This is a genomic window from Kitasatospora sp. NE20-6 (assembly GCF_045862635.1).
In genome coordinates this window covers 62,216-87,785 of sequence record NZ_BPRL01000040.1, presented here as the reverse complement: position 1 = coordinate 87,785, position 25,570 = coordinate 62,216, and the positions used below count along the sequence as shown (strand labels likewise).

Below are 25,570 nucleotides of genomic sequence, written 5' to 3'. Positions count from 1 at the left end.
CACCACCCCCACCGCCAGGAGCAGCCGTGCGCGTCATCGTCTTCGGGGCATCCGGAATGGTCGGCCACGGCGCGCTGCGCGCCTGCCTCCTCGACGACACCGTCACCGAGGTCCTCGCCGTCGTCCGCAGTCCCCTCCCTGTGGAGCACCCCAGGCTCCGGCAGATCGTCCACACCGACTTCACCGACTACACCGCCGTCCAGGACCAGCTGAAGGACCTGGACGCCTGCTTCTTCTGCCTCGGCGTCTCGGCCGTCGGCCGGAAGGAGGAGGAGTACACCCGCGTCACCTACGACTACGCGCTGGCCGCCGCCCACGCCCTGAACGCCGCGAATCCCGGGCTGGCCTTCGTCTACGTCTCCGGCGAGGGCACCGACAGCACCGGGAAGAGCCGCCAGATGTGGGCCCGCGTCAAGGGCCGCACCGAGAACGACCTGCTCGCCATGCCGATGCGCGCGTACATGTTCCGGCCCGGTTACATCCAGCCCGTCGGCGGTGCCACCTCCCGCACCCCGCTCTACCGCGCCGTGTACCGCGCCACCGCAGTGCTGTACCCCCTCCTGCGGCGCGTCTTCCCCCGCTACATCACCACCACCGACGCCGTCGGGCGTGCCATGCTCGCCGTCGCCCGGTCGGAGGGGGCCGGCCCCACCGTGCTGCGGAACCCCGACATCAACCGTCTCGCCGTGACCGGGCAGGACGAGCCGGCCGGACGTCCGGCCCCCTGACGGCCGGCGTGCCGCGGCAGACCGCCGTCGTGGCCCGGCTTCCTGTCGCTGCGGGACTCCGGGCCGCCGTGGCTGCCGTCGCCGTCCCGGCCCGGTCAGCCGTCGGGTGGGGTGTACTCGTGCGGCACGGAGCTGTGGTGCTCCACCGGGTCCTCCGTGCCGAGGCGTGCCCACAGCCAGTACCCGCAGCCGACGGCGGCCAGTGCCGCGACCGGGATGAGAACGGCGAGCAGAACGTTCAGCACCGACGCCCCCTACGTCCCCTGCGTCCCGTCGGACCGGCGGCCGGGACACGCCCGCCCGGCACCACCTTACCGAGCCAAGTTCCATTGCAGTAAAGGTGATTGAGCGTACTGCGGGCCGCCCGGGGCAGTCCGTTCGTGGCCCGGGAACCGTGCCCGGGAGCCGTGGCCCCGGGAGCCGTGGCGTCAGGTGCGGTTGCGTCAGGTGCGGCTGAAGACGCCGCGGGGGAAGGCGCCGTTGCTCATGGCCGTTGCGGTGAGCTCGCGTCCGACGGCGGTGAGCCGTTCGACGCCCGCCTGCCCCAGGTGGGCGAAGGGCGCGTGGGCGAGTCGGTCGGTGGTGTCCTCGACACTCCGGCGGAGCGCGTGGCCGGCCTCGGTGAGGGCCCCGGTGGTGTCGAGGAGCCCTCGCCCGGCGAGCCGGTCGGCGGCCTGCGCCCATGCGGTGTCGGTCCAGCCGCGGCTGGCGCGGGCGAACGCCGTGGTGAAGCCCCGGCCCGTGGCGGTGTGGGTGACGAGGGCCTGCGGGCCGTCCAGTTCGGCCTCGGTGAGTGCGGCGAGGTGGCCGTCGCCGCGGTACTCCCGCAGCAGGGTGATGGCGTGCCACAGCGCCAGGTGGGGTTCGTCGGGCACCGGGAGTTCGGCGTGCGCGGCGTACAGGGTGCGGCCCGCCGGCGTGCACGCCTCGGCCGCGCGGAGGGCGAGGGCCGCTGCCTCGGCGACCTCGGGGTCGGCCGCGATGCCGTCTCCGAGCAGCCGGCGCAGCGTCCGGTCGACGGCGCGCTGCCGGGCTTCGAGCACGGCGGCCGGGCTCGCGAGCGTCCAGGCCCGCGGGACGTGGCGGGCCACCAGCGCGGGGTCGAAGTTGAAGAAGGCGGCAGCGACCGGCCCGGCGCCGACCGCGCCCATGGCGGCCGATCGCCCGGCGAAGTAGCACATCCGGCCCTGGTCCAGGCCGACTGCCGTGAACTCCTCCTCCGCCTCGGGGGCGAAGTAGATCAGGGAGTGCAGCGGGTTGAGGGCGTCGTGACACTTCCTACCGGCGAGTAGCTCCATGGTGGGTGACTGTACCCGGGCCGCTGTACGGGCCGGAAGGCGAGGCCGCGGCGGTCGGCGACGCACGCCGTCCGGGCACTCCGCGGCCGTCCGCCCCCTCGGCACCGGAGGACCGCGGCCCCCGGAGCCGCAGTGGCTGTCGGTCACAGCACCGCGTCCTCGGCCCCGGCGCGTCCCGCGAGGAGCAGCGGCCCCACGACGCCCTCCCCGCTCGTGTTCCCGTTCCAGTCCCCGTCCCCGTCGCCGAACGTGCGGCCGTCTCCGGCCCGGACGCCGCGGGCCTGCTCGTCCGGCTCGACGGGCACCTGCGGTGCCGGCAGGCTCCGGCCGCGCAGCGGCGAGCGCCACACGGCGCCGAGGACCGCGGCCGCGCCGAGCACCGCGCCGGCCGCCGTGAACCCGGCGGCCGCGCCCGCCCGGTCCATCAGCAGGCCCGCCGCCGACGACCCGAACGCACCCCCCAGGTTCCAGGCCGTGTTCACCCAGGCACCGGCCTCCGTCCGCGACCCGGCCGGCACCAGCACGTCGACCAGCAGATACCCGGTCACCAGCAGGGCGTCCGTGCACGCGCCCGCCAGCAGCAGGCCGACGGCGGCACCGGCCGGCGACGGCACCAGCACCGGAAGCGTGTAACAGCCGGCTGCCGCCGCGGCCAGCACCAGCAGGCGCGGTCCCGGACCGGAACGCCAGGTGCGCCGGCCGTAGGCCAGCCCGCCGACCGCGCCGCCGACGGAGAACAGCGCGAGCAGCGGACCTGCCGTCCCCGCGCCCCAGGCTGCGACGATCGCGATGTCGGCCAGGGCCGCCGCGGCTGCGACCGCCAGGACCACCAGCAGCAGCGGGACGACGCCCGGCGCCCGCAGCGGACCGGTCACCACCCCCGCGGACGACGGCCGGGCGGCCGCGGGACGGCCGCGCAGCGCGTGCGCGAACACCGCGAACGCCACCACGAACAGGGCCGCACACACCGCCAGCGCGACGGGGGCGGACCATGCCGAGACCAGCAGCCCGGCCAGCACCGGACCGAGCGCGAACACCGTCGACTCGGCGACCGTGTCGAGGCTCAGTGCCCGCTGGTGCTGCTCCTCGTCCGCGGCCAGTTCGCCCCACAGCGTCCGCATCAGCGGTCCGACCGGGGGCGGGAACAGCCCGGCGAGCACCGCCGGGGCGAGCGAGGCCCAGGCGGGCAGCGAGGCCGCGGCGCAAGCCGCCACCACGGCCAGCAGTACGGCGTGGGCGCCCGCCAGGACGGGCAGTGCGACCGGACGGCGCTCGACCAGCCGGGCCCGCAGCGGCCCCAGCAATGCGCAGATCAGACCGAACAGGCCCACGGCGGTGCCTGCCGCCGTGTACGAGCCGGTGGCGTCCCTGAGCGAGAGGAGCAGGGGCAGCGGCAGCACGCCGTAGCAGAGACGCGCCAGCAGGGCCGCGGCGAACGGCGTGCGGGCACGGGGGAGCGAGAGGACAGCGCGGTAGGTCGCGCTGCCCCTGACGGGGCGGGACATGGGGATCTCCGGCAGGAAGAAGGGCAGTTGACGGATCGGCGGCGCCCCGCCCGCCTCGCGTCGGCGAGGGGCGGTGGCGGTGGCGATCCGTCAGTGCGGCCCGGAGATGTCCATGCCGGTGATCGTAGGCGATCGTCCGGACGGTGACCAGCCCGCGGTGGCCGGCCCGCGATGACCGGCAGGACCGGCCGTTACCGCAGGCGCCGAAGGCCGTCGCGGAGACGGCGCGCGTCGCGGAGACGCTGTTCGTAGCCCGCGCCGACGGCCAGCAGGAGCAGGCCGGCCGCTGCCGGAGGAGCCCAGCGCGGCAGCAGCCCGAGCACCTGGACCACCGTCGGCGCGAGTTCGTGTCCTGCCGTCACCAGCAGCGTGCCCCCGCCCAGCACCAGCGGCGCCTGCAGCCGGAACCGCACACCGAGCAGCGTCACCCCCAGCGCGGCGGCGCCGAGCAGCAGCGGACGGAGCCAGTGGCCGTCCGCCCCCAGCGCCAGGACGCTCGGCGCGAGGCCGAGACCCAGCCCCGGCCCGTACGCCGCCCAGGAGGACAGCGCCGCGTCACGGCGGTACCGCAGGTGCCCGACCGTGAGCGCCGCACCGGCCAGGCCCGCGGTGTACGCCTCCGGCGTGACCACGCCCCACAGCGCCAGCCGCACCCAGGTCGAGGCCAGCAGCAGGACGGTCGCCGCGATCCCCGCCGCGGCCCGCCGGTCGGCGCGCAGCGCGACCGCCGCGGCCACCACACCGGCCGCCGCCAGTCCGAACGCCAGCACTCCCGGGTGGGCGACCATCAGCCCGAGCGCCACCACGGCCAGCGCGTAGCCGGTGCCCTCCACCACCCCGGCCACCCGCCGGAGCGCCGTCGCACCGGCCGTCGTGGCACCGGCCGCCCCCTCCGGCGCACCGGCGACGAATGCCGCACCGGCGACGGATGCCGCACCAGGGACGGATGCCGCACCGGGGACGGTCCCGCCCGCCGTGCTGCCGCCGCCCCGCGCCCGGTGGGCGAGCACGGCGACCACCGGCGCGGTGGCCGCGGCGACGCCCAGGATCGCGAGCGCGACGGACGGCTGCCCCGGACCGGCCGTGTCGCCGACCGCCGCGGCCTCGACACCGAGGGCGAGCACCGCACCGGCCGCCGCCGTGGCAGCCGCCCGCCCGGTGGTGCCACCACGGGTGACGGCCCGCCAGGCGGTCGCTGCCGCGAGTGCCGCGCAGACACCGAGGGCGACGATCGTGGCCGTCCGGTCCGCCGACGCCCACACCGGCGCCAGGCCGCCCGCAACCGCGAGTCCGGCCCAGGCCGGCCGTCCCGGCCGCACCGCGACCACCGCAGCTGCCGCCGCGGCGAGCAGCAGGGCCCAGCCCACCGACACCTCGTAGGGCAGGCCGGCGGCCGGCGCCGCCAGTGCCACCACCGGGAGACCCGCCACCACGGCCCCGGTCGCCGGCACCCGGGCCGGCAGCCGGACGACCCTCAGCGCGGCCGCCGCACCCAGCGCGACGGCGACCAGTGCGAGCCCGGCCAGCGCGGAGCCCGGCACCTGCCACGGCGTCTGCCGGTCCCACCCGGACCCGACACCCCATCCCCAGGTGGCGGGAGCGTGACCGAGCGGTACGAGCGCGGCGGTCAGCGCCCGCGGCACCGTTCCCAGCGAGGCCGCCGCGAGCACTGCGGCCGCCGTGTGGAGGACACAGGTCCAGGCGGTCCGCACGACCGACTCCGGCGCCGCACCCGATGCCGCACCTGCACCGGTCCCCGCGCCGGCCCCCGCGCCGGTTCCCGCACCGGTCCCCGCGCCGGCCTCCGCACCGGGCTCCGTCTTCCGACCGGCCGCCGCCCGGTGCCGCAGCAGCATGCCCGCGCCGACGACCAGCAGTGTCGCGGGCAGCCCGTAGGCCACCGCCGTCCACTCCACCGGAAGCAGCAGTCGCAGCGTCCCGCCGGCCGCGGCGAGCGCCGCCACGGCCGCGCCGGCCGCCATCGCCCGCCGCGCCCCGTGCGGCAGGCCGGGCGACCGGAGCGCCGACCCCATCCCCAGGGCTGCCAGCACGCCCAGCGGCCCCCAGGCCAGGAGGGCCTCCGCGGGTCCGTCCGACAGCACCGACCCGAGCACCGCGATGCCGCCGCCGAGCAGCGCCCACACCGCGGCGAACCCCGCCCCGATCCGCCGGAACGTCACCTCGGCGTGCTGTTCCGGAGCCACCGGGCCGACGGTCCGCCCCGCCGCGCGCCGCTCCGCACGCACCAGGAGCGCCGTGTCCAGGACGGTCACGGCCACCATCGCCGCCGCGTACGCCTCCACCTGCTCCACCCCGGCCGCGGCCAGGGCCAGCAGCACGGGCACCCGCGTCAGCACGAAGCCCGCCGCACGCGGGAACCGCAGCTGCTGCGCCCGGCCGTAGGCCAGGGAACCGGCGGCGAGCAGCGCGGTGGCACCGGCCCAGTAGCCGAGCCCGTCGGTGCCGTCGAGCCCGGCGAGACCGGCAGCCCTGGCCGCGTAGCAGTCCAGCACCAGGAACCCGAGCCCGACGGCGGCCGCCGCCTCCGCGGTCGCGGTGAGCCGGCGGCGGCGCAGCGGGGACGGGACGGCCAGGGCGACAGCCGTGAGGCCGAACAGGACGGCGCCGCGGCCACCGATGCCCAGCCGCCCCCAGCTGACCACGGTGAACACCAGGGCGGCGACGCTCACCAGCAGCCCGCCGAGCACCAGCAGCACGGTCTGCGCTGACCGGCCGGAGACCTCGGCCGGCCCACCGGCCCCGGCGGCCGGCGGCAGCGCACGGGGCGGCGGCACGACCGGGAGGGCGCCTGGCGGCGCCGCCCACACCGGGGCGGTGTCGGGAGCGTCCCGGCGGGCGCGCAGCCCGGCGAGCAGGTGGTCCCGGTGCCGCACCATCGCCCCGCGCTGCTCGTCCAGCCCGCGCAGGGCCATGACGACCTGCCACAGGGCGCCGGCGTCGGCTCCGGTCAGCGGCAGCCGGCAGTGCGGGCACCGGGTGTGCCGGCCGGGGCCGAGGTCGGCGCCGCAGTCGGGGCAGGGGGCGGAGTAGGGGCTCGTCATGCGCAGAGTGTGCAGGACGTGCCGTCCCGCGCACATGAGTACGACGACTCACTTCGGGGAGGTGCCGGGCCGTTTCACCGTCGGCGCGGACCAGCACGTCCCGGGGGGCCCGTGCACACACGGGGGTCCGGATCGCGGGCCGCAGCAGCACCTCGTACGACCCCGTGCCGTGCCGGGGCCGTGTCGGGGCCGTGTCGGGGCCGTGCCGAGGCCGTGTCGGGGTGCAACCGCGCGGGAGAAGAACGCGGAAACGGGGCCGGAGGGTCAGGGCGGCGGCACTCCCGGCCGCTCCGGGCCCCGTAGTTCGGCGTACACCGACCAGACCACCGACACCGCGGGGACGGCGACGACCGCGCCGATCACCCCGGCCGAGATGCTGCCGACAAGCACCGAGACCGCGACCACCACCGGGTGCAGGCTGACGGCCCAGCTCATCACCAGCGGGTGCAGCAGGTGGCCCTCGATCTGGCCGATCACCACGATCAGCGCGAGGACGACGATCGCGATCACCGGCCCGCGGGCGGCCAGTGCCACCAGCGAGGCGACCAGCATCGCGATCGGCGAGCCGACCAGCGGGACGAAGGAGGCGAAGAATTCGAGCACGGTCAGTGGCAGGGCCAGTGGAACCCGCAGCAGGAGAAGGGCGATGCCGACCATGATGGCGTTGCTGATCGCGACGATGAAGATGCCGCGGGTGTAGCCGGCGAAGGTCCGCCAGGCCGCGCGGCCGCCCCGGTCGAGGTGGTCGCCGGCAGCGGCGGGCAGCTGGCCGGCCGTCCAGCGCCACATCCGCTCGCCGGAGTGCAGGAAGAACACCGACATGAAGAGGGCGAGCGCGGCGCCGGTCGCCACCTCGACCACCCGGCCGGCGCCGCTGACGGCGGTGCTGATCAGGGTGGAGCGGTGCTCCGCGACGAAGTCGGAGACCTTGCGCTGGAGGTCGTCGAAGGTGCCGTGGGCGATGTGCAGCGGGGCTCCCTCCAGTGCCTTCTCCAGTCGGTCGAGGCCGCCCTGGAACTCCCTGGTCAGGCCGGACAGTTCGTTCGCCACTGTCTCGCCGACCAGCGCGAGCAGCCCGGCCGGCACCAGCAGGGCGACGGCCAGGCCGGTCAGCACCGCGAGCGGGCGGGGGAGGACCCGGGCGACCCGGTCGACCAGCGGCCTGATGACCGAGGTGATCACCATCGCGAGGAAGGCCGCCAGTGTGATCAGGTGGAACTTCCCCAGGACGATCAGCACCAGGTAGGCCGCCCCCGCGAGGACGAGCAGCCGCCAGGCGTAGTCGGAGAGGCGCCGCAGCCCCGCCGGTGCGCCGGTGCCGTCCGCCGCCGGGCGGTCGGGCCGGGCCCGCCCCGGCCGCCTCACCGGCACGCCGCACCGCCGTCCCCCGCCGGTACCGCCGATACCCGCCGGGCCGGGATCCGGCCGCGCGGCGGGGGAGTGGTGGGGCGCGAAAGTGGCATGAACCCTGGATAGCGGCTGGAGCACCGCGCGGGCTGTTCCCGCGCCGACGCAGGCCCGCCCCGGCCCGCTCCTTCACCCGGCGGGCCGCCTGCGGGGCCGGGCCCCTGCGCCCGCGCCGGGGGAGCAGGCTCAGGACCTCGTCGAGGCGGCCTTCGAGCAGCCGCGGCTGCGGTTCCTCGCCGCCGTCAGCACATGCCGCGGACGACCGGCGAAGCCCACCACGCCGGACAAGTACCGGAGCCTGTCTTCAAAGGGTTCAGGCTGGCGTGGAATCATGTGGGGTGTGGTGCGCCGACACGAGCTTTCGGATGTGGAGTGGGAGGTGCTGTCCCGTTTTCTGCCGCGGTCGGGGACGGGACGTCCTCGGGCGGATGACCGGGTGGTGCTGAACGGCATCGTGTGGAAGCTGCGGACCGGTACCGCCTGGCGGGACGTGCCGGGACGCTACGGTTCCTGGCAGACCCTGTACACGCGTTTCCGCAGGTGGGCGCTGGACGGCACGTTCTCCCGGATGTTGCAGGCCGTCCAGGCCGAGAAGGACGCCGCGGGCGACATCGACTGGCTGGTGTCGGTGGACTCCACCGTGGTGCGGGCCCACCAGCACGCCGCGGGCGCCGGTGAAGGGGGGACGGGCCGGAGGGCGAAACGGACGATCACGCCCTCGGTCGGTCCCGCGGCGGACTGAGCGCCAGGATCCATCCGGCCCGCGACGCATCGACCAGGCCACCGTCACCATCGCCTCGATCCTGCTCCGGATCCAACCTTTGAAGACAGGCGCCGGCAGGCACGACCGCACCCCTCTCCGCTTCGGGACGCGAGCGAAGCGGTGGGACGGCGGTCCACCCAGCCGGGGGGGGGCAGGGCCGGCATCGACAACAGGCCCGGCGGGCCGACGCGCCTTCCGAGTGACGGATGTAACCGGTCGAACCCTCGTGCGCCGACGTGGATGCGATGGCCGACCGCGCGGCGATATCGGCCTCCCACCCCTTGACGCCGCTGCGCTCCGGGGATGTCATGTGTTGCATACCGTTTGAACATGTTGGTTGTTGGTGGGGCGGGTTGCCGCGATCTGCGGACAGCTCCGTAGCGGCATGCCCTCCGCCGCGGTAGGCGCCGCCGGCCGACCGCCCGCGGCCCCGCCGCCGTCCCTGCCACCGAAGCACCGAAGCACCGAAGCGCCGAAGCACCGAAACGCCGCACGTCCACCGACGCGTGCACACCATCCACGTGCCGTGCACGAATCCCCAGCCGAAGGGTCCTTCAGGTGAAGTACACCCGCAAGCTCCTCCCGTTATGGTTGTTAGGGCTGATCGCCGCGATGCTCGCGGTCGGCGCCACTCCGTCCCAGGCCGCCACGACCACGATCACCGTCGACGGTAGCCAGGGCGGCCGTACGTTCGACGGCATCGGCGCGATCAGCGGCGGAGGCGGCAACTCCCGTCTGCTGAAGGACTATCCGGCGGCCCAGCAGGCGCAGATCCTGGACTACCTGTTCAAGCCCGGATACGGCGCGAGCCTGCAGTTGCTGAAGGTGGAGATCGGCGGTGACGCCAACTCCACCGACGGCTCGGAGCCGTCGATCGAGCACAGCCGCGGCGTGATCAACTGCAACGCCGGCTACGAATTCTGGCTGGCCGAGCAGGCCAGGGCCCGCAACCCCGCCATCGGCCTGTACGGGCTGGCGTGGACCGCGCCCGGATGGATCAACGGCGGCTTCTGGTCCACCGACACCATCAACTACCTGATCTCGTGGCTCGGTTGTGCCAAGCAGCACGGCCTGACCATCAGCTACCTCGGCGGCTGGAACGAACGCGGCCACGACGCCAACTGGTTCGTCCAACTGCGTACGGCGCTCGACAACGCCGGGTACTCCGGTGTGAAGCTCGTCGCCGACGACAGCGGCTGGGACGTGGCCGACGACATGGCTGCCGACTCGGCCTTCAACAACGCCGTCGCCGTCATCGGCGCCCACTACCCCTGCGGGTACGGCAACGACGACATCGCCAAGACATGCTCCACCACCACCACCGCCCGCAACAGCGGCAAGCCCCTGTGGGCCAGCGAGGGCGGCTCGAACGACATGGACAGCGGAACCCCGGCGCTGATCCGCGCCATCACCCGCGGCTACACCGACGCCAGGATGACCAGCTACTTCAACTGGCCGCTGATCGCCGCGATCTACCCCAACCTGCCGTACAGCACCGTCGGCCTGGCCACCGCCAGCTCTCCCTGGTCGGGCAACTACACCATCGGCGCCAGCACCTGGGCCACCGCCCAGGTCACCCAGTTCACCCGGCCGGGCTGGAAGTTCATCGACTCCGCCTCCGGCTACCTCGGCGGCACGGAGTCCAACGGCACGTACGTGACGATCAGGTCGAACACCAACTCCGACTACTCCACCATCCTGGAGACCACCACCTCCACCGGGACGCAGACCGCCAACTTCCATGTGCAGGGCGGCCTGTCGACCGGTACCGTGCACGTGTGGGCCACCAGGGTGAACTCGCCGAGCCCGGCGACGTCCTTCGTCCACACCCAGGACATCACCCCGAGCAACGGCTCCTACTCGCTGACGATGCAGCCCGGGTACGTCTACACGGTCAGCACCACGACCGGCCAGGGCAAGGGCACGGCGACCGCGCCGGCCGCACACCCGCTCGCGCTGCCCTACGCCGACAACTTCGACGGCTACGGCAACGGCACCGAGGCCACGTACCTGTCCGACATGCAGGGTTCCTACGAGGTCCAGCCCTGCACCGGCCGCTCCGGCAAGTGCGTGCAGCAGATGGCACCGGTCAAGCCGATCGAGTGGCAGGACGACTCGGACTCCTACGCGCTGATCGGCGACACGACCTGGTCCAACTACACCGTCAGCGCCGACGTCCTCCTGCGGGGTGCGGGCACCACCGAGCTGATCGGCCGCGCCAACACCCAGAAGCGCCCGCAGTCGCACATGAACGCGTACTACCTGCGCATCCGGGACACCGGGCAGTGGTGGATCGAGAAGATGTACACCGACGGCTCCAACCACACGCTGGCCACCGGCACCACCACCGCGCTGGGCACCGGCACCTGGCACAACCTGTCCCTCGCCTTCCAGGGCTCGCAGATCACGGCCAAGGCCGACGGCAACCAGATCGGGACGGTCGGCGACTCCTCCTTCCAGTCCGGACAGGCCGGCCTCGGCATCCAGGGCTACCGCACCGACCAGTTCGACAACCTCTCGATCACCCCGGGTTCGGGCAGCGCGGGCGGTACCGCGACCGGGCCGGTCACCACCGCCCTGAACACCGCGAAATGCCTGGACGACTACACCTCCTCGACCACGCCGGGCGCGGCCGTCGACATCTGGGACTGCAACGGATCCCCGGCCCAGCAGTGGACCGTCGGCAACAGCGCGGTCACCGTCAACGGCCTGTGCCTGGACGTCGCGGGAGGCGCCACCGCCAACGGCTCGGCGGTGGACCTGTGGACCTGCCACGGCGGCGCCAACCAGCGGTGGACCGTCAGCAACGGCACCCTGGTCAACCCTGCCTCCGGCCGCTGCCTGGACATCCCCGCCTCCAACACGGCCAACGGCACCAAGCTGAACATCTGGGACTGCAACGGCGGCGCCAACCAGAGGTGGAACGTCCCCGCCGCGTCATGACCCGGCCCTGAAGCCGTTCGCCGGGACCGTTCCCGGCACGGCTCTCTCGGCCGACCCGGGCCGGGCGTACTCCCGCACACGGAATACGCCCGGCCGCCCGGCCGGGAGTCCCCACCGCAGCCGGCACCACGACTCCCTCACGGCCCCCGCTCCTCGACGGAGAAAAGATATGATGTATCACTTTGCGATGCCGGCCGCCCTGGAGGCGGCTTCCCCCAGCGTCGGCAGCGGTACGGGCACCGGCCGCCGGGGCCGCCGGTGGAGCACGACGTCGCCCGACGGCCATGCACCGGAATCCGTGCCGGCGTCCGGCGCAACGGCACCCCGTCCGTGGACAGCGCCACACGCCAGGTGGTCCGGGAACCACGCGGATGCCCACAGCGCGGGCGCAGAGGTGCGCCGCAGCTGATCGAACGGCCCCCGTCCGCACTGTCGGCCCCCGGGCACCGCACGGGGCCGGCGCATCCGCTCCCGAGTTCCTCATCGATCCGCAAGGAGATCTCCGTGTTCGGTAAAGCCCTGCACAGACGGCGCCATCGCCGATGGCCGACGGCCGCCGTCGCCGCGCCGGCCATGGTCGCGGCCCTGGTGGCCACCGTGACGACCAGCCCCTCCACCGCGTCCGCGGCGACCGGCTCCCCGGTGACCTCCGTCGCGTCGGGCCGCTGCCTGGACGTGGTCGGCAACCGCACGACCGACGGCACCGGGATCAACATCTACGACTGCGACTCCTCGAAGGCCAACCAGGCATGGACCTTCACCTCGGCCGGTGAGCTGCGGGTCTACGACAGCCCGAAGTGTCTGGACGTGGCCCACAACTCCACCACCGCCGGTGCCCTGGTGCAGATCTGGACCTGCAACGGCGCCACCAACCAGAAGTGGAGGATCAACAGCGACGGCACCATCACCGGCGTGCAGTCGGGGCTGTGCCTGGACGTGGCCGGCGCGAAGACCGAGAACAGCACCCTGGTGCAGATGTGGACGTGCAACGGCCAGACCAACCAGCGGTGGAGGACCACCGCGGGTGACACCCAGCCGCCGACGGTGCCGGGCAACCCGCGGGTCGGCAACCTGCTGTGCGACTCGGTGACGTTCGCGTGGAACGCGTCGACCGACAACACCGGAGTGGCGTTCTACGACGTCTACCACGACGGCCAGTTGATGAAGTCGCTCAGCGGAACGACCCTGTCGACCAGCCTGACGGTGGTCCCCGGGGTCACCTGGGGGCTGTACGTCAACGCCCGCGACGCGGCCGGGAACGTCTCGCAGGCCAGCTCGACGGTGCCGATCACCGTGCCGCAGTGCCAGGTCGACACCCGGCCGCCGACCGCGCCCGGGTCGCTCACCGGAACGGTCTCCGGCACCACGGTCACCCTGAAGTGGTCCGCCTCCACCGATGACATCGGCGTCAAGTACTACGACATCTACCGCGGCAGCACCAAGGCCGGCACGGTCACCGCCAACGGGACGACCCCGCCGGCCACGACCTTCATCGACAGCGGACTGACCGCGAACACCACCTACTCCTACTACGTGGTGGCCCGCGACGCCCAGGCCAACACCTCCGCCCACAGCAACACCGCGACGGTGAAGACCGGCGCCGCGTGCGGCAGCCCGGTGTGCACCGTCACGCAGATCGCCACCGACACCGACATCCCCTGGGGCCTGGCAACTCTGCCCGACGGGACGATCCTCTACACCCGACGCGACGCCCACACCATCGTCCACCTCGACCCGGCCACCGGGGCGAAGACGACCGTCGGCACCGTGCCGAACGTCGACAACACCGACGGCGAGGGCGGCCTGACCGGCCTGGCGATCGCACCGGGCTTCGCCACCGACCACTGGCTGTACATCATGCACACCTCGCCGACCGACAACCGGATCGTGCGGATCAAGCTGGAGAACGACAAGCTCACCCCCGGCAGCGAGCAGGTCCTGCTGTCCGGCATCCTGCGCAACAAGTTCCACGACGGAGGGCGGCTGCGGTTCGGCCCGGACGGCAAGCTCTACGCGAGCACCGGCGACGCGCAGAACGGCGACAACGCGCAGAACAGGAACAGCCTCAACGGCAAGATCCTGCGCCTGAACCCCGACGGCACCGTTCCCTCGGACAACCCGTTCGGCACCTATGTCTGGAGCTACGGGCACCGCAACCCGCAGGGGCTGGCCTTCGACTCCCAGGGACGCCTGTGGGAGCAGGAGTTCGGCAACTCGGTCATGGACGAGACGAACCTGATCACCAGGGGCGGCAACTACGGCTGGCCCGCCTGCGAGGGAACCAGCGGCACCTGCGGCACCGCCGGGTACATCGCCCCGAAGCACGCCTACACCACCGCCGACGGCTCCTGCTCCGGCATCGCCGTCGTCCGCGACGTCCTCTACGTGGCCTGCGAACGCGGCACCCGCATGTACCGCGAAGTCATCAGCGGCACCGAACTGACCGATGTGCAGATCTACTTCAACGGCACCTACGGCCGGCTGCGCACGGTGGAACCCGCCCCCGACGGCGGCCTGTGGCTGACCACGAGCACCAAGGGCGACAAGGACAGCATCCCCGACAACAGCGACGAGAAGATCTTCCACGTCGCTCTCGGCTGACACCGGCACCCGGCCCGGAGGATCCCCGACGACGCCCCCGGGCCGGGCGCCCTCCGCATCACACGCCAGCAGCATCACGACCGCTGACGCGTCATCGACGAATCGGGGAGACATGAACCGGACCAGCATCCTGGTGGGTGCCGTCATCACGTTGGTGATCGGCCTGTTCGGGTCGACCGCCGCGCACGCCGGCAGCGCACCACCGCGGGCCGCGGCCGCGGCCGTCTTCGACGTCAGGGCCTACGGCGCCCTGGGCGACGGCCACGTCAACGACAGCCCCGCGATCCAGAAGGCCGTCGACGCCGCCAACGCCGCCGGCGGCGGCATCGTGGAGTTCCCGGCCGGCACCTACAAGTCGAAGAACACCGTCCACCTCAAGAGCAACGTGACGATCCAACTGGACGCCGGCTCCACCGTCATGGGATCGACAGCCGCCACCTACGACGCCGCCGAACCCAATCCGTACGACGCCTACCAGGACTACGGGCACAGCCACTTCCACGACGCGATGTTCTACGGCGACAACGTCTCCGGCATCGGCTTCACCGGCTCCGGAACGATCGACGGCATGGGCTACCTGACCGCGAGCGTCGACCCCGGCGCAGGACAGGCCGACAAGATCATCTCGCTGACGCGCTGCAGGAACCTGACCCTCAGCGGCATCACCCTGCGCCGCGGTGGCCACTTCGCCGCACTGATCAACAACTGCGACCAGGTCGTCTCCGACCACCTCGTCATCGACACGGCGAGCGACCGCGACGGCTGGAACATCATCTCCACCACCAACGTCAGGATCACCAACGCCGACATATCCGCCAACGACGACGCCCTGGTCTTCAAGAGCGACTACGCACTCGGCGCCAAGCTGGCCAACGGCCACGTCACCGTGAGCAACTCCAAGCTGTCCGCCCGGTGCTGCAACGCGCTGATGTTCGGCTCCGAGACCTGCGGCGACTTCACCGACTACCGGTTCCAGGGCATCAGGATCACCGGTGCGAACAAGTCCGGTCTGGGCATGGTCTCGATGGACGGAGCGAACATCTCCGACGTCCACTACCGCGACATCACCATGACCGGCGTCCACTCCCCGATCTTCCAGAAGATCGGCGCCAGGAAGCGCTGCGGCAACAACCCCGGCGTCGGACACATCAGCAACATCACCTACGACAACGTCACCGCGACCGGAAACAGCCCGAGCGTCACCCCCACCCTGTGGGGCGAGTCCGGCGGCAGCCGCATCAGCGGGGTGACCTTCGCCGGCGTCAACATCACGGTGCCCGGAGGAGGATCGGCGATCTCCACGGCCGTGCCCTCCAACGACGCGGTCAGCTACAACCCCACCAGCATCGGTACCCGGCCCTCGTACGGCTGGTACCTCCATAACGCCGACAACATCCGCTTCACCGACTCCTCGGTGAGGTTCGCCGCCGACGACAACCGTCCCGCCGTCATCGCCGACGGCGACAGCGCCGTCGTCCTCGACCGCTTCACCGCGCAGCGCGGCACCGGCAGCGCCTACGACGTCGGCTTCCGGGCCGTGAACGGCTACTGCGTGACCGGCAGCGCCAACACCACCGGCGGCGGCCTGCGCGTCAACGCCACCGGCTCCACCAAGACCTGCTGACCGCCGGATTCCGTGCGGGAGCACTCGACGTGGTCACCTCTGACGGCTGCCCCGGCCTCCGGATCCCGTCGGGGGCCGACCGGTCCTCGACGGGATCCGGAGGCAGCGCGACCTCCTCGCACCCCTGTACCCCTGTACCCCTGTCCCCGGAGGATTCCGATGGATGTGCGACGACGCAGGTTTCTGACCCTCGGCGCGGCCATGGGGCTGTCCGCCGCCGCTCCGTTCCCCGGCGGGAACCTCTCGTTCCTCGACGGCATCCCCGCGATCGGGAACAAGTTCCACCCCGCCGCCTCCGTAGGGCCCGTCGGCCGGCCCAACACGGCGACGGGGACCTACGCCCGCACCCTGTACTTCCACTTCGGAACCGACGGACGCCCTTGACCGGCCTCCGGCGAAGCCATAGCGTCATGCATATCGTATATGAGATCTCCTGGGAGCCTGCCCTGTGTCCGATGCGCTCGTCCACTCCGGCCATCCGCGTCCCGGCTCGCTCCCCTCGCGTACCGAGGCGGTGCTGGAAGCGGTCAAGCACGCCATCCTGGTAGGAGAGCTGAAGCCGGGTCAGCCCCTGGTGGAGACCGAGCTCGCCGCACGACTGGGCGTGTCGAAGACGCCGGTGCGCGAGGCGTTGAAGACGCTGGCCGGGACGGGCCTGGTCATCATGAGTCCCTACAAGGGTGCAGCGGTGCGCGAGGTGGACCAGGCCCTGGCGCGCAGCGTGTACGACATGAGGCTGCTGCTGGAGCCGGCTGCCGCCGCGCGGACCGCTGCGGGCGCCGACCGCTCGTGGGGTGAGGCGGCGGACGCCCTCGACCGGGCGGACCGGGCGGCGGACGCCGCCGAGCGCTCGTTGGCGAACCGGGACTTCCACCGGGCCCTGTACGCGGGTTGCGAGAACCCGCTGCTGATCGGCTGTCTGGACGGGTTGCGGGACCAGACGGCCCTGGTGTCCAGCGCCGCCTGGGCGGTGCGGCCCTCCTGGGAGATGGAGGCGCGGGAGCACCGGGCGATCCTGCAGGCCGCGCGGAGCAGGAAGCCCGAACTGGTGGGCGACCTTCTCCGCGCCCACATCGGCGCATTCATCGCACGCAACTTCCCCGAGAACTCGGCGAGTTAGGACCGGCATGAAACTGGAGCCCTCACTCTTGGACGACCTTCGTACCCGACTCGCCACCGTCATCGCGATTCCGGTGACCCCCTTCGCCGCCGACGGCAGCGTGGACTGGGACAACCACGCGGCACTCGTCCGCCGGCTGGTCGACCACGGAGTGCGGGTGGTCACCCCCAACGGCAACACGGGCGAGTTCTACGCACTCGGCCAGGCGGAGACCCGACGGGCCGTGGAGTCGACCGTCGCGGCGGTCGCAGGCCGGGCGGAGGTGGTGGCGGGCGTCGGCCTGGACACGGCGGGAGCGATCGCCGCCGCCCTGCACGCCCGCGAGGCGGGAGCAGGATCGATCATGGTGCACCAGCCCGTCCATCCCTACCGCTCCGCGGAGGGCTGGATCGACTACCACCGGGCGATCGCGGAGTCGGTACCGGAACTCGGCGTCGTCCTCTACGTCCGCGACGAGCGCGTGAGCGGCGAGCAGATCCGGACACTCGCCGACCACTGCCCGAACATCGTCGCCGTGAAGTACGCGGTCCCCGATCCGGTGCGTTTCGCGTCCGTGGCACGGGACGCGGGCCTGGAGCGGTTCGCGTGGATAGCCGGGCTGGCCGAGCTCCACGCCCCCGGCTACTGGGCGACCGGCGCGGTCGGCTTCACCTCGGGCCTGGTCAACGTGGTCCCGCGGTTGTCGCTCGCACTGCTGGAGACACTGCGAGGCGGGGACTACCCGAAGGCGATGCGCGTGTGGGAGTCGGCGCGGGTCTTCGAGGAGCTGCGCGCCGCCGACGCGTCCGCCGACAACGTCAGCGTGGTCAAGGAGGCGTTGGCGCAGCTCGGTCTGGGTGGGCGGGCGGTGCGTCCGCCGTCGCGGATCCTGCCGGCGACGGTCCGCGACGGCATCGGCGGACTGATCGCACAGTGGCGGTCGGAGGGCTGGCTGTGACGGCGCACCGGAGCCCGGCAGCCGACGCCGGGAACGGCAGCGGGCGGGGGAAGCCGCTGCGCAGCGAGGCGTGGTTCGGCAGCGCCGACGACGTCACCGGCGGTGGCCTGCGGACCTTCAGCCACCGCTCGCGGATGCGGCAGCTCGGTTACCTTCCGGAGGAGCACCTGGGCAAGCCCGTCATCGCGATCCTCAACACCTGGTCCGACATCAATCCCTGTCACATGCACCTACGGGAACGGGCCGAGCAGGTCAAGCGCGGCGTCTGGCAGGCCGGCGGATTCCCGCTGGAGTTCCCCGTCGCGACCCTCTCGGAGACCTTCCAGAAGCCCACGCCCATGCTCTACCGCAATCTGCTGTCCATGGAGACGGAGGAACTGCTGCGGTCGTACCCGGTGGACGGCGCGGTGCTGATGGGCGGCTGCGACAAGACCGTACCCGCGCTGCTCATGGGCGCCGCGAGTGCCGGGCTGCCGGCCCTGCTCGTCCCGTCCGGACCGATGCTGCGAGGCCATCACCGCGGGAAGACGCTGGGCAGCGGCACCGATCTGTGGGCCTACTGGGACGAGTACCGGGCAGGACGGATCGGCGAGTGCGAGATGTCGCAGGTGGAGTGCGGCCTGGCACGGTCGCCGGGCCACTGCATGACCATGGGCACGGCGTCCACCATGACCGCTGCCGCCGAGGCCATGGGCATGGCGCTGCCCGGCTCCTCCGCCATTCCCGCGGTGGACTCCGCCCATCACCGGATGGCGGCGGCGGCAGGGCGGCGGATCGTCGGTCTCGTCGAGGAGGACGTCACCCCGGCCGCGGTCATGACCCGGGAGGCGTTCGAGGACGCCGCCGCCACCGTGCTCGCCCTGGGCGGCTCCACCAACGCCCTCATCCACCTGACAGCCATGGCCCGACGGCTCGACGTCCCCTTCTCCCTGGAGGACTTCGACGTCATCGGCCGCCGGACCCCGGTACTCGCGGATGTCCGTCCGGTGGGCCGGTACCTGATGGAGGACTTCTACTACGCGGGCGGACTCCCCGCCCTGCTGCGGCAGTTGAACGAGGTCCCGGGAGCGCTGCATCCGGACCGGATCACCGTCGCGGGTCATCCCTTCGCCGGCTACTTCGCGGACGCGGAGATCCACGGGCCGGCCGTCCGTCCGCATGACGAACCCCTCCACGAGGAGGGCGGTCTCGCCGTCCTGCACGGCAACCTCGCCCCGGGCGGCGCGGTGATCAAGCACCTGGCCGCCACCCCGGACCTGCTGAGCCATACCGGCCCCGCCGTCGTCTTCGACTCCTACGCCGAGCTGAGGGAGGGCATCGACGATCCCGCCTTCGCCATCACCAGGGACACCGTCCTGGTGCTGCGCGGGGCAGGTCCCCTCGGCGGACCGGGCATGCCCGAGTACGGGATGCTTCCCGTTCCCGCCTACCTGCTGGAGAAGGGCGTCACCGACCTGGTGCGGCTCTCCGACGCCAGGATGAGCGGGACCAGCTACGGCACCTGTGTCCTGCACATCGCCCCCGAGTCGCACGCGGGCGGCCCGCTCGCGCTGGTACGCACCGGTGACCTGATCACCCTCGACGTCGAGCGTCGCCTCCTGCAACTGAACGTCGAACCGGACGAGTTGGAAGACCGCCGTCGTGCCTGGATCCCGCCGGAGCCGGTGTCCACGCGCGGCTACGGCGCGCTCTACGGCAGGCACGTCACCCAGGCCGACGCGGGCTGCGACTTCGACTTCCTCGCCTCGCCGGGCGTGGACGCGGTTCCCGATCCGCGCTGAGGAGTGCTTCATGGCCGCCGGCGAGGCGGCGGTGGCTCGCGAGCAGCGTGTGCCCGAGGCCGGTGAGACCTCCGCCGATCACCACCATGGCGGGGTCGAAGAAGCCGACCAGGCCGGCGATGACCTGGCCGGTGCGGTGGCCGCCCTGCCGGCAACGGGACAACCGTCGGCCCCCGTCGGTCAGCAGGGCCGGATCGCTGAAGGACCGACGACTGTCGGAGACCCCACTGGCCGATCGGTCCCCGCGCTCACCGCTGGAACGTTGAACGGCAAGCTAGAGCGTGCGGATCACCCGGGCGGGCGAGCCGACGGCGAGGGACCGCGCCGGGATGTCGCGGGTCACCACCGCTCCGGCACCGATCACGCTGTCGTCGCCGATGGTGACCCCGGGGCAGATGATCGCGCCGCCGCCGAGCCAGACGTTGTCGCCGATGGTGATCGGCCGGGCCGCTTCGAGCCGGTCCTTGCGCGGCTGTGGTTCCAGCGGGTGCACGGGCGTGAGCAGTTGTACGTTCGGCCCGATCTGGCAGTCCTCGCCGATCACGATCGGAGCCACGTCCAGGGCGGTCAGGTTGTAGTTGACGAAGGTGCGTGCCCCGATGCTGAGATAGGTGCCGTAGTCGACGTACAGCGGCGGCTTCACGTGTGCCCCGGATCCGAGACGGCCGAGCAGTTCCTCCAGGATCGGGCGGGCGGCGTCCGGGTCCTCGGCGTAGGCGGCGGTGTACGCGGTCTGCAGGCGTACCGCCCGTTCGGCCTGTTCCCGGCTGTCGGGGTCGTCGCTGATGTACCAGTCCCCGGCGAGCATGCGCTCCCGGTTGGTGCGGTCGTCCCCGGCGAAGTGGTCGGTCACGGCGGTCCTCCTTCGGTGGCGGCGGGTGCCGGTTGTCACCGTAAGGGAGATGGGGGTGACTTTCCGTGTGCGGTGGTTCGGGCGGCCGCGTCACCGGAGACGAGGTGCGATCCCGTCCCGGCTGTCGGCGGTGCCCTGGCTGCGACCGCCCGATTTCGTCAGTGTGCGTGTGGGCCTGTAGTGTCACTCCTACCGACGCGGGGTGGAGCAGCTCGGTAGCTCGCTGGGCTCATAACCCAGAGGTCGCAGGTTCAAATCCTGTCCCCGCTACGAGGAGAACGGCCCGGAACGCACTGTTCCGGGCCGTTCTTGTTGAAGCAGCACGATCCCGGCAGCGACAGCGGCAGCACCGGGGGCCGTTCTGGCCGCCGGTCATCCGGCAGTCGGCTCCTGGGCGGGCCGACTGCCGCGAGGCGGTGCGCTGTCCGGCTGCAGATCCGCCAGCCAGCCGTGCCCCGGATGCACCTGGGCCAGGAGGCCGGCCAGCGTCCGCCGCCGGGTGTCGTCCAGCAGCGCGAGGGTGCTGCTGAAGTCCCACTGATCCTTGGGCCGGACGGCCTTGGCCTTGAACAGCAGCGCCAACTCCGGTGCGAGGTAGGGGATCCCCTCCGGCGTGCGGAGGACGACCGCGCTGTACGGCAGACGGATCGACGGGTCGCGCCGGCAGATCCACACCGGGCCGTCGTGCGGCTCGCGGAACACGTCCAGCAGGAAGTCGCCGGTCGCCGGATCGCGCAGCCACGTCTGGTGGGTCAGCTCCCACGCCTCCGGCGCCGGTGTCCGCCAGAGCTGTCCGGAGGCCACGATGTCGAAGGCGAACCCGGGGAACCGCGCCCGGATCTCCGGGAATCGTGCGGCCGGTACGGCGATCTCCAGGTCGCTGTGGTCGCGGCTCTGTTCGCCCTTGAACAGGTCGATGGCCCAGCCCCCGGCGACGTACCAGGGGGCGGACACCCCGGCCAGCCGGGCGGCCACCTGGGCGGGGGACCAGGCGTTCCTCCATCTGGCCTCGGCCTCGGCGTCGGTGAGCTCGACACCGCCCGCCGGAAGTCCTTCGCTCATCCGGCCAGCCTACGGGCGGCGTTGACCGCAGGCACCCCTCACGGGGACGTGTCGGTGGCCGCGGTCAGGACGGCAGCGCGGCGGCGGCAGGCATGGTGGGTGCTCTCCCCTTCTCGCGGCGCCGAGCCGGTGCCGAGCCGGTGCCGAGCCGAGATCGGTATTCCGGCGACGCTTGACATAGCGTTGGCCCGATGTCTAGCAATGATAGAATTCCGCTCATGTCAGTCACCCGGAATCGCCGCGAGCGGGAGCGCGCCCAGCGCCATGCTCTGATCCTCGCCGTGGCGCGCGAGTTGGCCGAGGCCGAGGGCTGGGAGGCGGTCACCACCCGCCGCCTCGCCGAGCGCGTGGAGTACAGCCAGCCCGTGCTCTACAGCCACTTCAAGGGCAAGGACGCCATCGTCGCGGCCGTCGCCGAGGAGAGCTTCGCCGAGCTGGCCGAGCTGCTGCGCGACGCACGGGCAGCCGCCGGAGGGCGCGGGCCGGCGGACGGCCTGCGGGCCGTGTGCCAGGCCTATCTGCGCTTCGCCGTCGAGCATCCGGCCCTCTACCAGGCGATGTTCGTGATGCCCACGCAGCTGAAGTTCGCCGACGAGGAGACACCCGTGGCGCTGCGTGCCGCCTTCGGCGCCTTCGTGGAGGCGCTGCCCGAGGGGACCGCGGGACGCGAGGCGCGTGCCGAGCTGCTGTGGGCCGCCCTGCACGGGATCTCCGCCCTGTCGGCGACCGGCCGCATCCCGGCGCACGGCGAGGGGACGCGGCTGGACCTGCTCATCGAAGGAATCGCCCCGAGCGGCTGAGAGCCCCCGCGGACAGGCGTGTTGCGGACAGGGGGCGGGCGGCTCGCCCGGATGACCGGAGCAGTCGCAGAGGCTCGGGCGGGGGGCGGGGAGGAGGACTTCGCGAGGTGCTCGTACTGCGGCGGCCGGGGCACGGCCCACCGGACCGGCGGTGCAAGCGCTCTCCCCGTGACGCGGCCGGGCCGGAGGTACGGTGGTGCGCGCTGCCGGTGTGTGAGGTGTGGCACATTCCGCCGCTCGGTCGGTCCCGTTTGATCCCCCCTTGGCCGCATGCGTCTGGTTACGGTCCGTCAGAAACTGCTGGCCAGGGGCTATTTTGTCGTGGACGGTTCGTGTGGGGCCGCCGCAGCCTCAGCAGTCGGACTCACCACGTGCGGGTGATCACGGCCCGCTGCGGGCGGACCGCGGACCGCGCACTGCGCACCGCGGACCGCGGACCGCGGAGCGCAGATGTTCAGGTGGAGAAGGCCGTGTCCGTCCGGCACGGCGAAGGACCCGGAAGGGGCGGCGCGTGGGCGCAGGGACGGCAGGCGTGTTCCGGACCGGAAGCCTTCCCGCGAAGGAGCGGTTCGACTGCTGGCGGGAGGTGATCGGGCGTACCCGGGCGAGCGAGGTCGCCACCACCCACGCCGACGACTTCCATGCGGACATGCGGAGCCTGGACCTGGGGCCGGTGAGCCTTCTCAGGTCGTCGTTCTCCCCGGCGCGGTTCTGGCGGACCGAGCGCATGGTGCAGCGCTCGGACTCCGAGATGTGCCACCTGACGCTGCTGCTCGACGGAGGCCTGGCGCTGACCCGCGGCGCCGCCCGCCACCAGGAGACCTTCGGACGCGGCGACCTGCACATGGTCCACAGCTCCCACCCCTTCGACCTGCAGGGCTTCGACACCCGCACCACCGGCCCAGGAGAGGGCCGGATCGAAGCGCTGGGCGTCGACTTCCCCGCCGCGCTGCTGCCGTTCCCGCCGCACCAGGTGCGCGACCTGCTGAGCCGCAGCCTCCCGACGCGGGAGGGCGCGGGCGCGCTCCTCCCGGACTTCCTCCTCGGCCTGGACCGGCAGGCCGCCGCCCTGGGGCCCGCCGAGGCGCCCCGCCTGGGAACGGTCGTCGTCGACCTCGTGACCACCTGGCTCGCCCGCGAACTGGACGCCCAGGCCGCCGTGCCGGACGACGTCCGACGGCGCGCCATGGTGGAGAGCATCCGGACCTTCATCCAGCGCAACCTCCACGATCCCGAACTCTCCCCGCCCGCCATCGCCACCGTGCACCACATCTCCCTCAGCTACCTGCACCGCCTGTTCACCCAGCACTCGCAGGGCGAGACGGTCGCCGCCTGGATCCGCGGCCAGCGACTGGAGAGGGCACGCCGCGACCTGGCGGACCCCGCGCTGCGCGCCGTGCCGATCCACGCCGTGGCCGCCCGCTGGGGCATTACCCGCGCCTCCGACTTCAGCCGGGCCTTCCAGGCCGCGTACGGACTCTCGCCCAGAGAGCACCGTTCCCGGGCGCTGTCCGCGTGCGCAGGTGAGTAGACGCATGGCCAAGGGACTGGCGACGCAGCGCCAACACGCACCGGCGATGTCCTGACACCCTCGATGGGGCGCCACCACGGGCAGCACGCCGTCTTCCCTCTCGGCCCGGACCCGACCCGGCCGGACCGACCGGACCGGTCGGCCGCTGCCCCGCCCGGTGGATGCTGCGCAGTCGAATCGTCGAGAGTGAGCAGGTGTCTGACATGGGATCGGTTGTGGGTGGCCACGGCCGGTGGGGGCGGATCGCGGGGCGCACAGCGTCCGCGGCACGCCCGACCACCGGTCTGATGACGGATATCGGGTGGGCGCGCGCCGTTCCGGGTGCGGGTACGGGTGCAGGTGCAGGTACCGGTGCGGGTGCGGAGAGCGCTGGTGCATCGTCACCGCAGGCCCGGCAGAGCTCTTACGCGCTGGTCACCAGCTGATTCCGGCGGCCACCGGCAGATGATCGCTGCCGGTGGCCGGCAGCACCCACGAGCTCTCCGGCTTCACGCCGCGGACCAGGATCTGGTCGATCCGCGCCACCGGGAACGTCGCCGGCCAGCTGAAGCCGAAGCCGTCCCCGGCCGCGTCCTGGGCCGAGTGCAGCTGTGAGGTGACGCCGGCGAACGCGCGGTCGTCCGTCGTGCCGTTCAGGTCGCCGAGCAGCACCACCCGTTCGTTCTGCTCGGCGGCGAGGGCCTTGCCGAGCGACTGCGCGCCCTTGTCCCGCTGGTCGGTCCAGAAGCCTCCCCTGGGCATCACCCGCACGGAGCCCAGGTGGGCCACGTACACCGCCAGCGGCCCCCGGTCCGTGGCCACCGTGGTGCGCAGCGCCCGGGGCGTGGCCGCCTTCTCCTCGGCCGACATGTTCGCGGCCAGCGGCCCGGCCATGCCCTGCATCGCGACGTCGACCGTCCTGGTGTCCGACAGCGGCAGCCTGCTCCACAGCCCGACCGTGCCCCGCACCGTGTGGTACGGGTAGGCCGTCGCCAGCTCCTTCTCGTACGTGGCCCCGGCCTGCGGGGTGATCTCCTCCAGGGCCAGCACGTCCGCCCCGGAGGCGACGAGGTCGCGGGCGGTGCCGGCCGGGTCGGAGTTGTCCGCGCCGACGTTGTGGCTGACCACGGTGAGGTCGCCGCCCGGGTGGGACTTGTCGCCGAGCATTCCTCCGAAGAGGCTCAGCCACACCGTGACCGGCAGCAGCAGCGCGACCGCCGCGGAGGCGGAGCGGCGCCGCAGCGCCGGCACCGCGAGCACCGGGACGAACAGGCCGAACCACGGCAGGAAGGTCTCCACCAGACTGCCGAGGCCCCCGATGTCCGTGATCTTCGCGTGCAGCAGCATGAGCAGGCCCAGCAGCAGCGCCAGCGCCGCGAGCACCGGGCCGCGCTTCCAGGGTTCCGGCCGGGAGCCGGTGCGGATCGCCCGGCGGAGGCCCGCGCGCCGGGTGCCGGAGCCGTTGTCCCGGCGGCCGGCGCGGCCCTGTCCGGTCTCCGCGGTGTCCGTGGTTTCGGCGTGCTCCGCGGCCTCGGCCTGCTGCCGTGCAGCCGCGGTGGTCTGTCGTGATGCACTC

General features: G+C 72.7%; 18 protein-coding genes, 1 tRNA gene and 2 pseudogenes. 12 read left to right on the top strand and 9 right to left on the bottom strand.

What is annotated here, in order from left to right; genetic code table 11:
* Positions 1-26 precede the first annotated feature (26 nt).
* A complete protein-coding gene (locus tag SNE206_RS25740; protein WP_407915872.1) occupies positions 27-728 on the top strand; it encodes an NAD-dependent epimerase/dehydratase family protein in 702 nt (233 codons plus the stop codon).
* Between the two features lie 95 nt (positions 729-823).
* Here SNE206_RS25740 and SNE206_RS25735 read toward each other — a convergent pair whose 3' ends face one another.
* The 5 genes from SNE206_RS25735 to SNE206_RS25715 all read right to left on the bottom strand — a co-directional run bounded on the left by SNE206_RS25735 (position 824) and on the right by SNE206_RS25715 (position 7,964).
* A complete protein-coding gene (locus SNE206_RS25735; RefSeq protein ID WP_407915871.1) occupies positions 824-973 on the bottom strand; it encodes a hypothetical protein in 150 nt (49 codons plus the stop codon).
* Between the two features lie 198 nt (positions 974-1,171).
* A complete protein-coding gene (locus tag SNE206_RS25730) occupies positions 1,172-2,026 on the bottom strand; it encodes an SCO6745 family protein (RefSeq protein ID WP_407915870.1) in 855 nt (284 codons plus the stop codon).
* 143 nt (positions 2,027-2,169) lie between these two features.
* Positions 2,170-3,531 (bottom strand): MFS transporter, encoded by a 1,362-nt coding sequence (locus SNE206_RS25725; protein ID WP_407915869.1) that lies wholly within the window; start codon positions 3,529-3,531, stop codon positions 2,170-2,172.
* 191 nt (positions 3,532-3,722) lie between these two features.
* Positions 3,723-6,593 carry an SCO7613 C-terminal domain-containing membrane protein gene (locus SNE206_RS25720; RefSeq protein WP_407915868.1) on the bottom strand — a complete coding sequence of 957 codons (2,871 nt, stop codon included), beginning with the start codon at positions 6,591-6,593 and terminating at the stop codon, positions 3,723-3,725.
* A gap of 264 nt (positions 6,594-6,857) precedes the next feature.
* Positions 6,858-7,964: an AI-2E family transporter gene (locus SNE206_RS25715; RefSeq protein ID WP_407915867.1), complete on the bottom strand. Its 1,107-nt coding sequence runs from the start codon at positions 7,962-7,964 to the stop codon at positions 6,858-6,860.
* 367 nt (positions 7,965-8,331) lie between these two features.
* Between SNE206_RS25715 and SNE206_RS25710 the strand changes: the two are divergent.
* The 8 genes and pseudogenes from SNE206_RS25710 to SNE206_RS25675 form a co-directional block, all read left to right on the top strand.
* Positions 8,332-8,783, top strand: a pseudogene (locus tag SNE206_RS25710) (IS5 family transposase); the annotation flags it as partial.
* Positions 8,784-9,321: 538 nt separating this feature from the next.
* A complete protein-coding gene (locus SNE206_RS25705; protein ID WP_407915866.1) occupies positions 9,322-11,706 on the top strand; it encodes a ricin-type beta-trefoil lectin domain protein in 2,385 nt (794 codons plus the stop codon).
* Between the two features lie 504 nt (positions 11,707-12,210).
* Positions 12,211-14,307 (top strand): PQQ-dependent sugar dehydrogenase, encoded by a 2,097-nt coding sequence (locus tag SNE206_RS25700; protein WP_407915865.1) that lies wholly within the window; start codon positions 12,211-12,213, stop codon positions 14,305-14,307.
* A gap of 112 nt (positions 14,308-14,419) precedes the next feature.
* Positions 14,420-15,931 carry a glycoside hydrolase family 28 protein gene (locus SNE206_RS25695; protein ID WP_407915864.1) on the top strand — a complete coding sequence of 504 codons (1,512 nt, stop codon included), beginning with the start codon at positions 14,420-14,422 and terminating at the stop codon, positions 15,929-15,931.
* 159 nt (positions 15,932-16,090) lie between these two features.
* Positions 16,091-16,315 carry a hypothetical protein gene (locus SNE206_RS25690; protein ID WP_407915863.1) on the top strand — a complete coding sequence of 75 codons (225 nt, stop codon included), beginning with the start codon at positions 16,091-16,093 and terminating at the stop codon, positions 16,313-16,315.
* A 64-nt stretch (positions 16,316-16,379) separates the two neighbouring features.
* Complete coding sequence (locus SNE206_RS25685; protein ID WP_407915862.1) at positions 16,380-17,051, top strand: GntR family transcriptional regulator; 672 nt, start codon at positions 16,380-16,382, stop codon at positions 17,049-17,051.
* Positions 17,052-17,058: 7 nt separating this feature from the next.
* On the top strand, positions 17,059-17,988 hold the full coding sequence (locus tag SNE206_RS25680) for a dihydrodipicolinate synthase family protein (protein ID WP_407915861.1): 930 nt from the start codon (positions 17,059-17,061) through the stop codon (positions 17,986-17,988).
* Positions 17,985-19,769, top strand: a complete 1,785-nt coding sequence (locus SNE206_RS25675; protein ID WP_407915860.1) for an IlvD/Edd family dehydratase — start codon at positions 17,985-17,987, stop codon at positions 19,767-19,769. The genes SNE206_RS25680 and SNE206_RS25675 overlap by 4 nt, the downstream gene beginning before the upstream one ends.
* Positions 19,770-19,797: 28 nt before the next feature.
* Here SNE206_RS25675 and SNE206_RS25670 read toward each other — a convergent pair.
* Positions 19,798-19,932, bottom strand: a pseudogene (locus SNE206_RS25670) (sugar kinase); the annotation flags it as partial.
* Between the two features lie 111 nt (positions 19,933-20,043).
* Positions 20,044-20,622: a sugar O-acetyltransferase gene (locus SNE206_RS25665; protein ID WP_407915859.1), complete on the bottom strand. Its 579-nt coding sequence runs from the start codon at positions 20,620-20,622 to the stop codon at positions 20,044-20,046.
* 196 nt (positions 20,623-20,818) lie between these two features.
* Between SNE206_RS25665 and SNE206_RS25660 the strand changes: the two genes are divergently transcribed.
* Positions 20,819-20,892: transfer RNA gene (locus tag SNE206_RS25660), tRNA-Met, on the top strand.
* A 102-nt stretch (positions 20,893-20,994) separates the two neighbouring features.
* On the opposite strand, the gene SNE206_RS25655 is transcribed toward SNE206_RS25660, so the two are convergent.
* Positions 20,995-21,684, bottom strand: a complete 690-nt coding sequence (locus SNE206_RS25655) for a nucleotidyltransferase domain-containing protein (protein ID WP_407915858.1) — start codon at positions 21,682-21,684, stop codon at positions 20,995-20,997.
* Positions 21,685-21,902: 218 nt separating this feature from the next.
* Between SNE206_RS25655 and SNE206_RS25650 the strand changes: the two genes are divergently transcribed.
* Together SNE206_RS25650 and SNE206_RS25645 are read left to right on the top strand one after the other, a co-directional pair.
* The gene (locus tag SNE206_RS25650) at positions 21,903-22,484 is read left to right on the top strand and encodes a TetR/AcrR family transcriptional regulator (RefSeq protein WP_407915857.1); all 582 of its coding nucleotides are present in this window, start codon (positions 21,903-21,905) and stop codon (positions 22,482-22,484) included.
* Between the two features lie 532 nt (positions 22,485-23,016).
* Entirely contained in the window at positions 23,017-24,015 is a 999-nt protein-coding gene (locus tag SNE206_RS25645) for a helix-turn-helix domain-containing protein (RefSeq protein WP_407915856.1), read from the top strand.
* 414 nt (positions 24,016-24,429) lie between these two features.
* On the opposite strand, the gene SNE206_RS25640 is transcribed toward SNE206_RS25645, so the two are convergent.
* On the bottom strand, positions 24,430-25,419 hold the full coding sequence (locus tag SNE206_RS25640; protein ID WP_407915887.1) for an endonuclease/exonuclease/phosphatase family protein: 990 nt from the start codon (positions 25,417-25,419) through the stop codon (positions 24,430-24,432).
* Positions 25,420-25,570 lie beyond the last annotated feature (151 nt).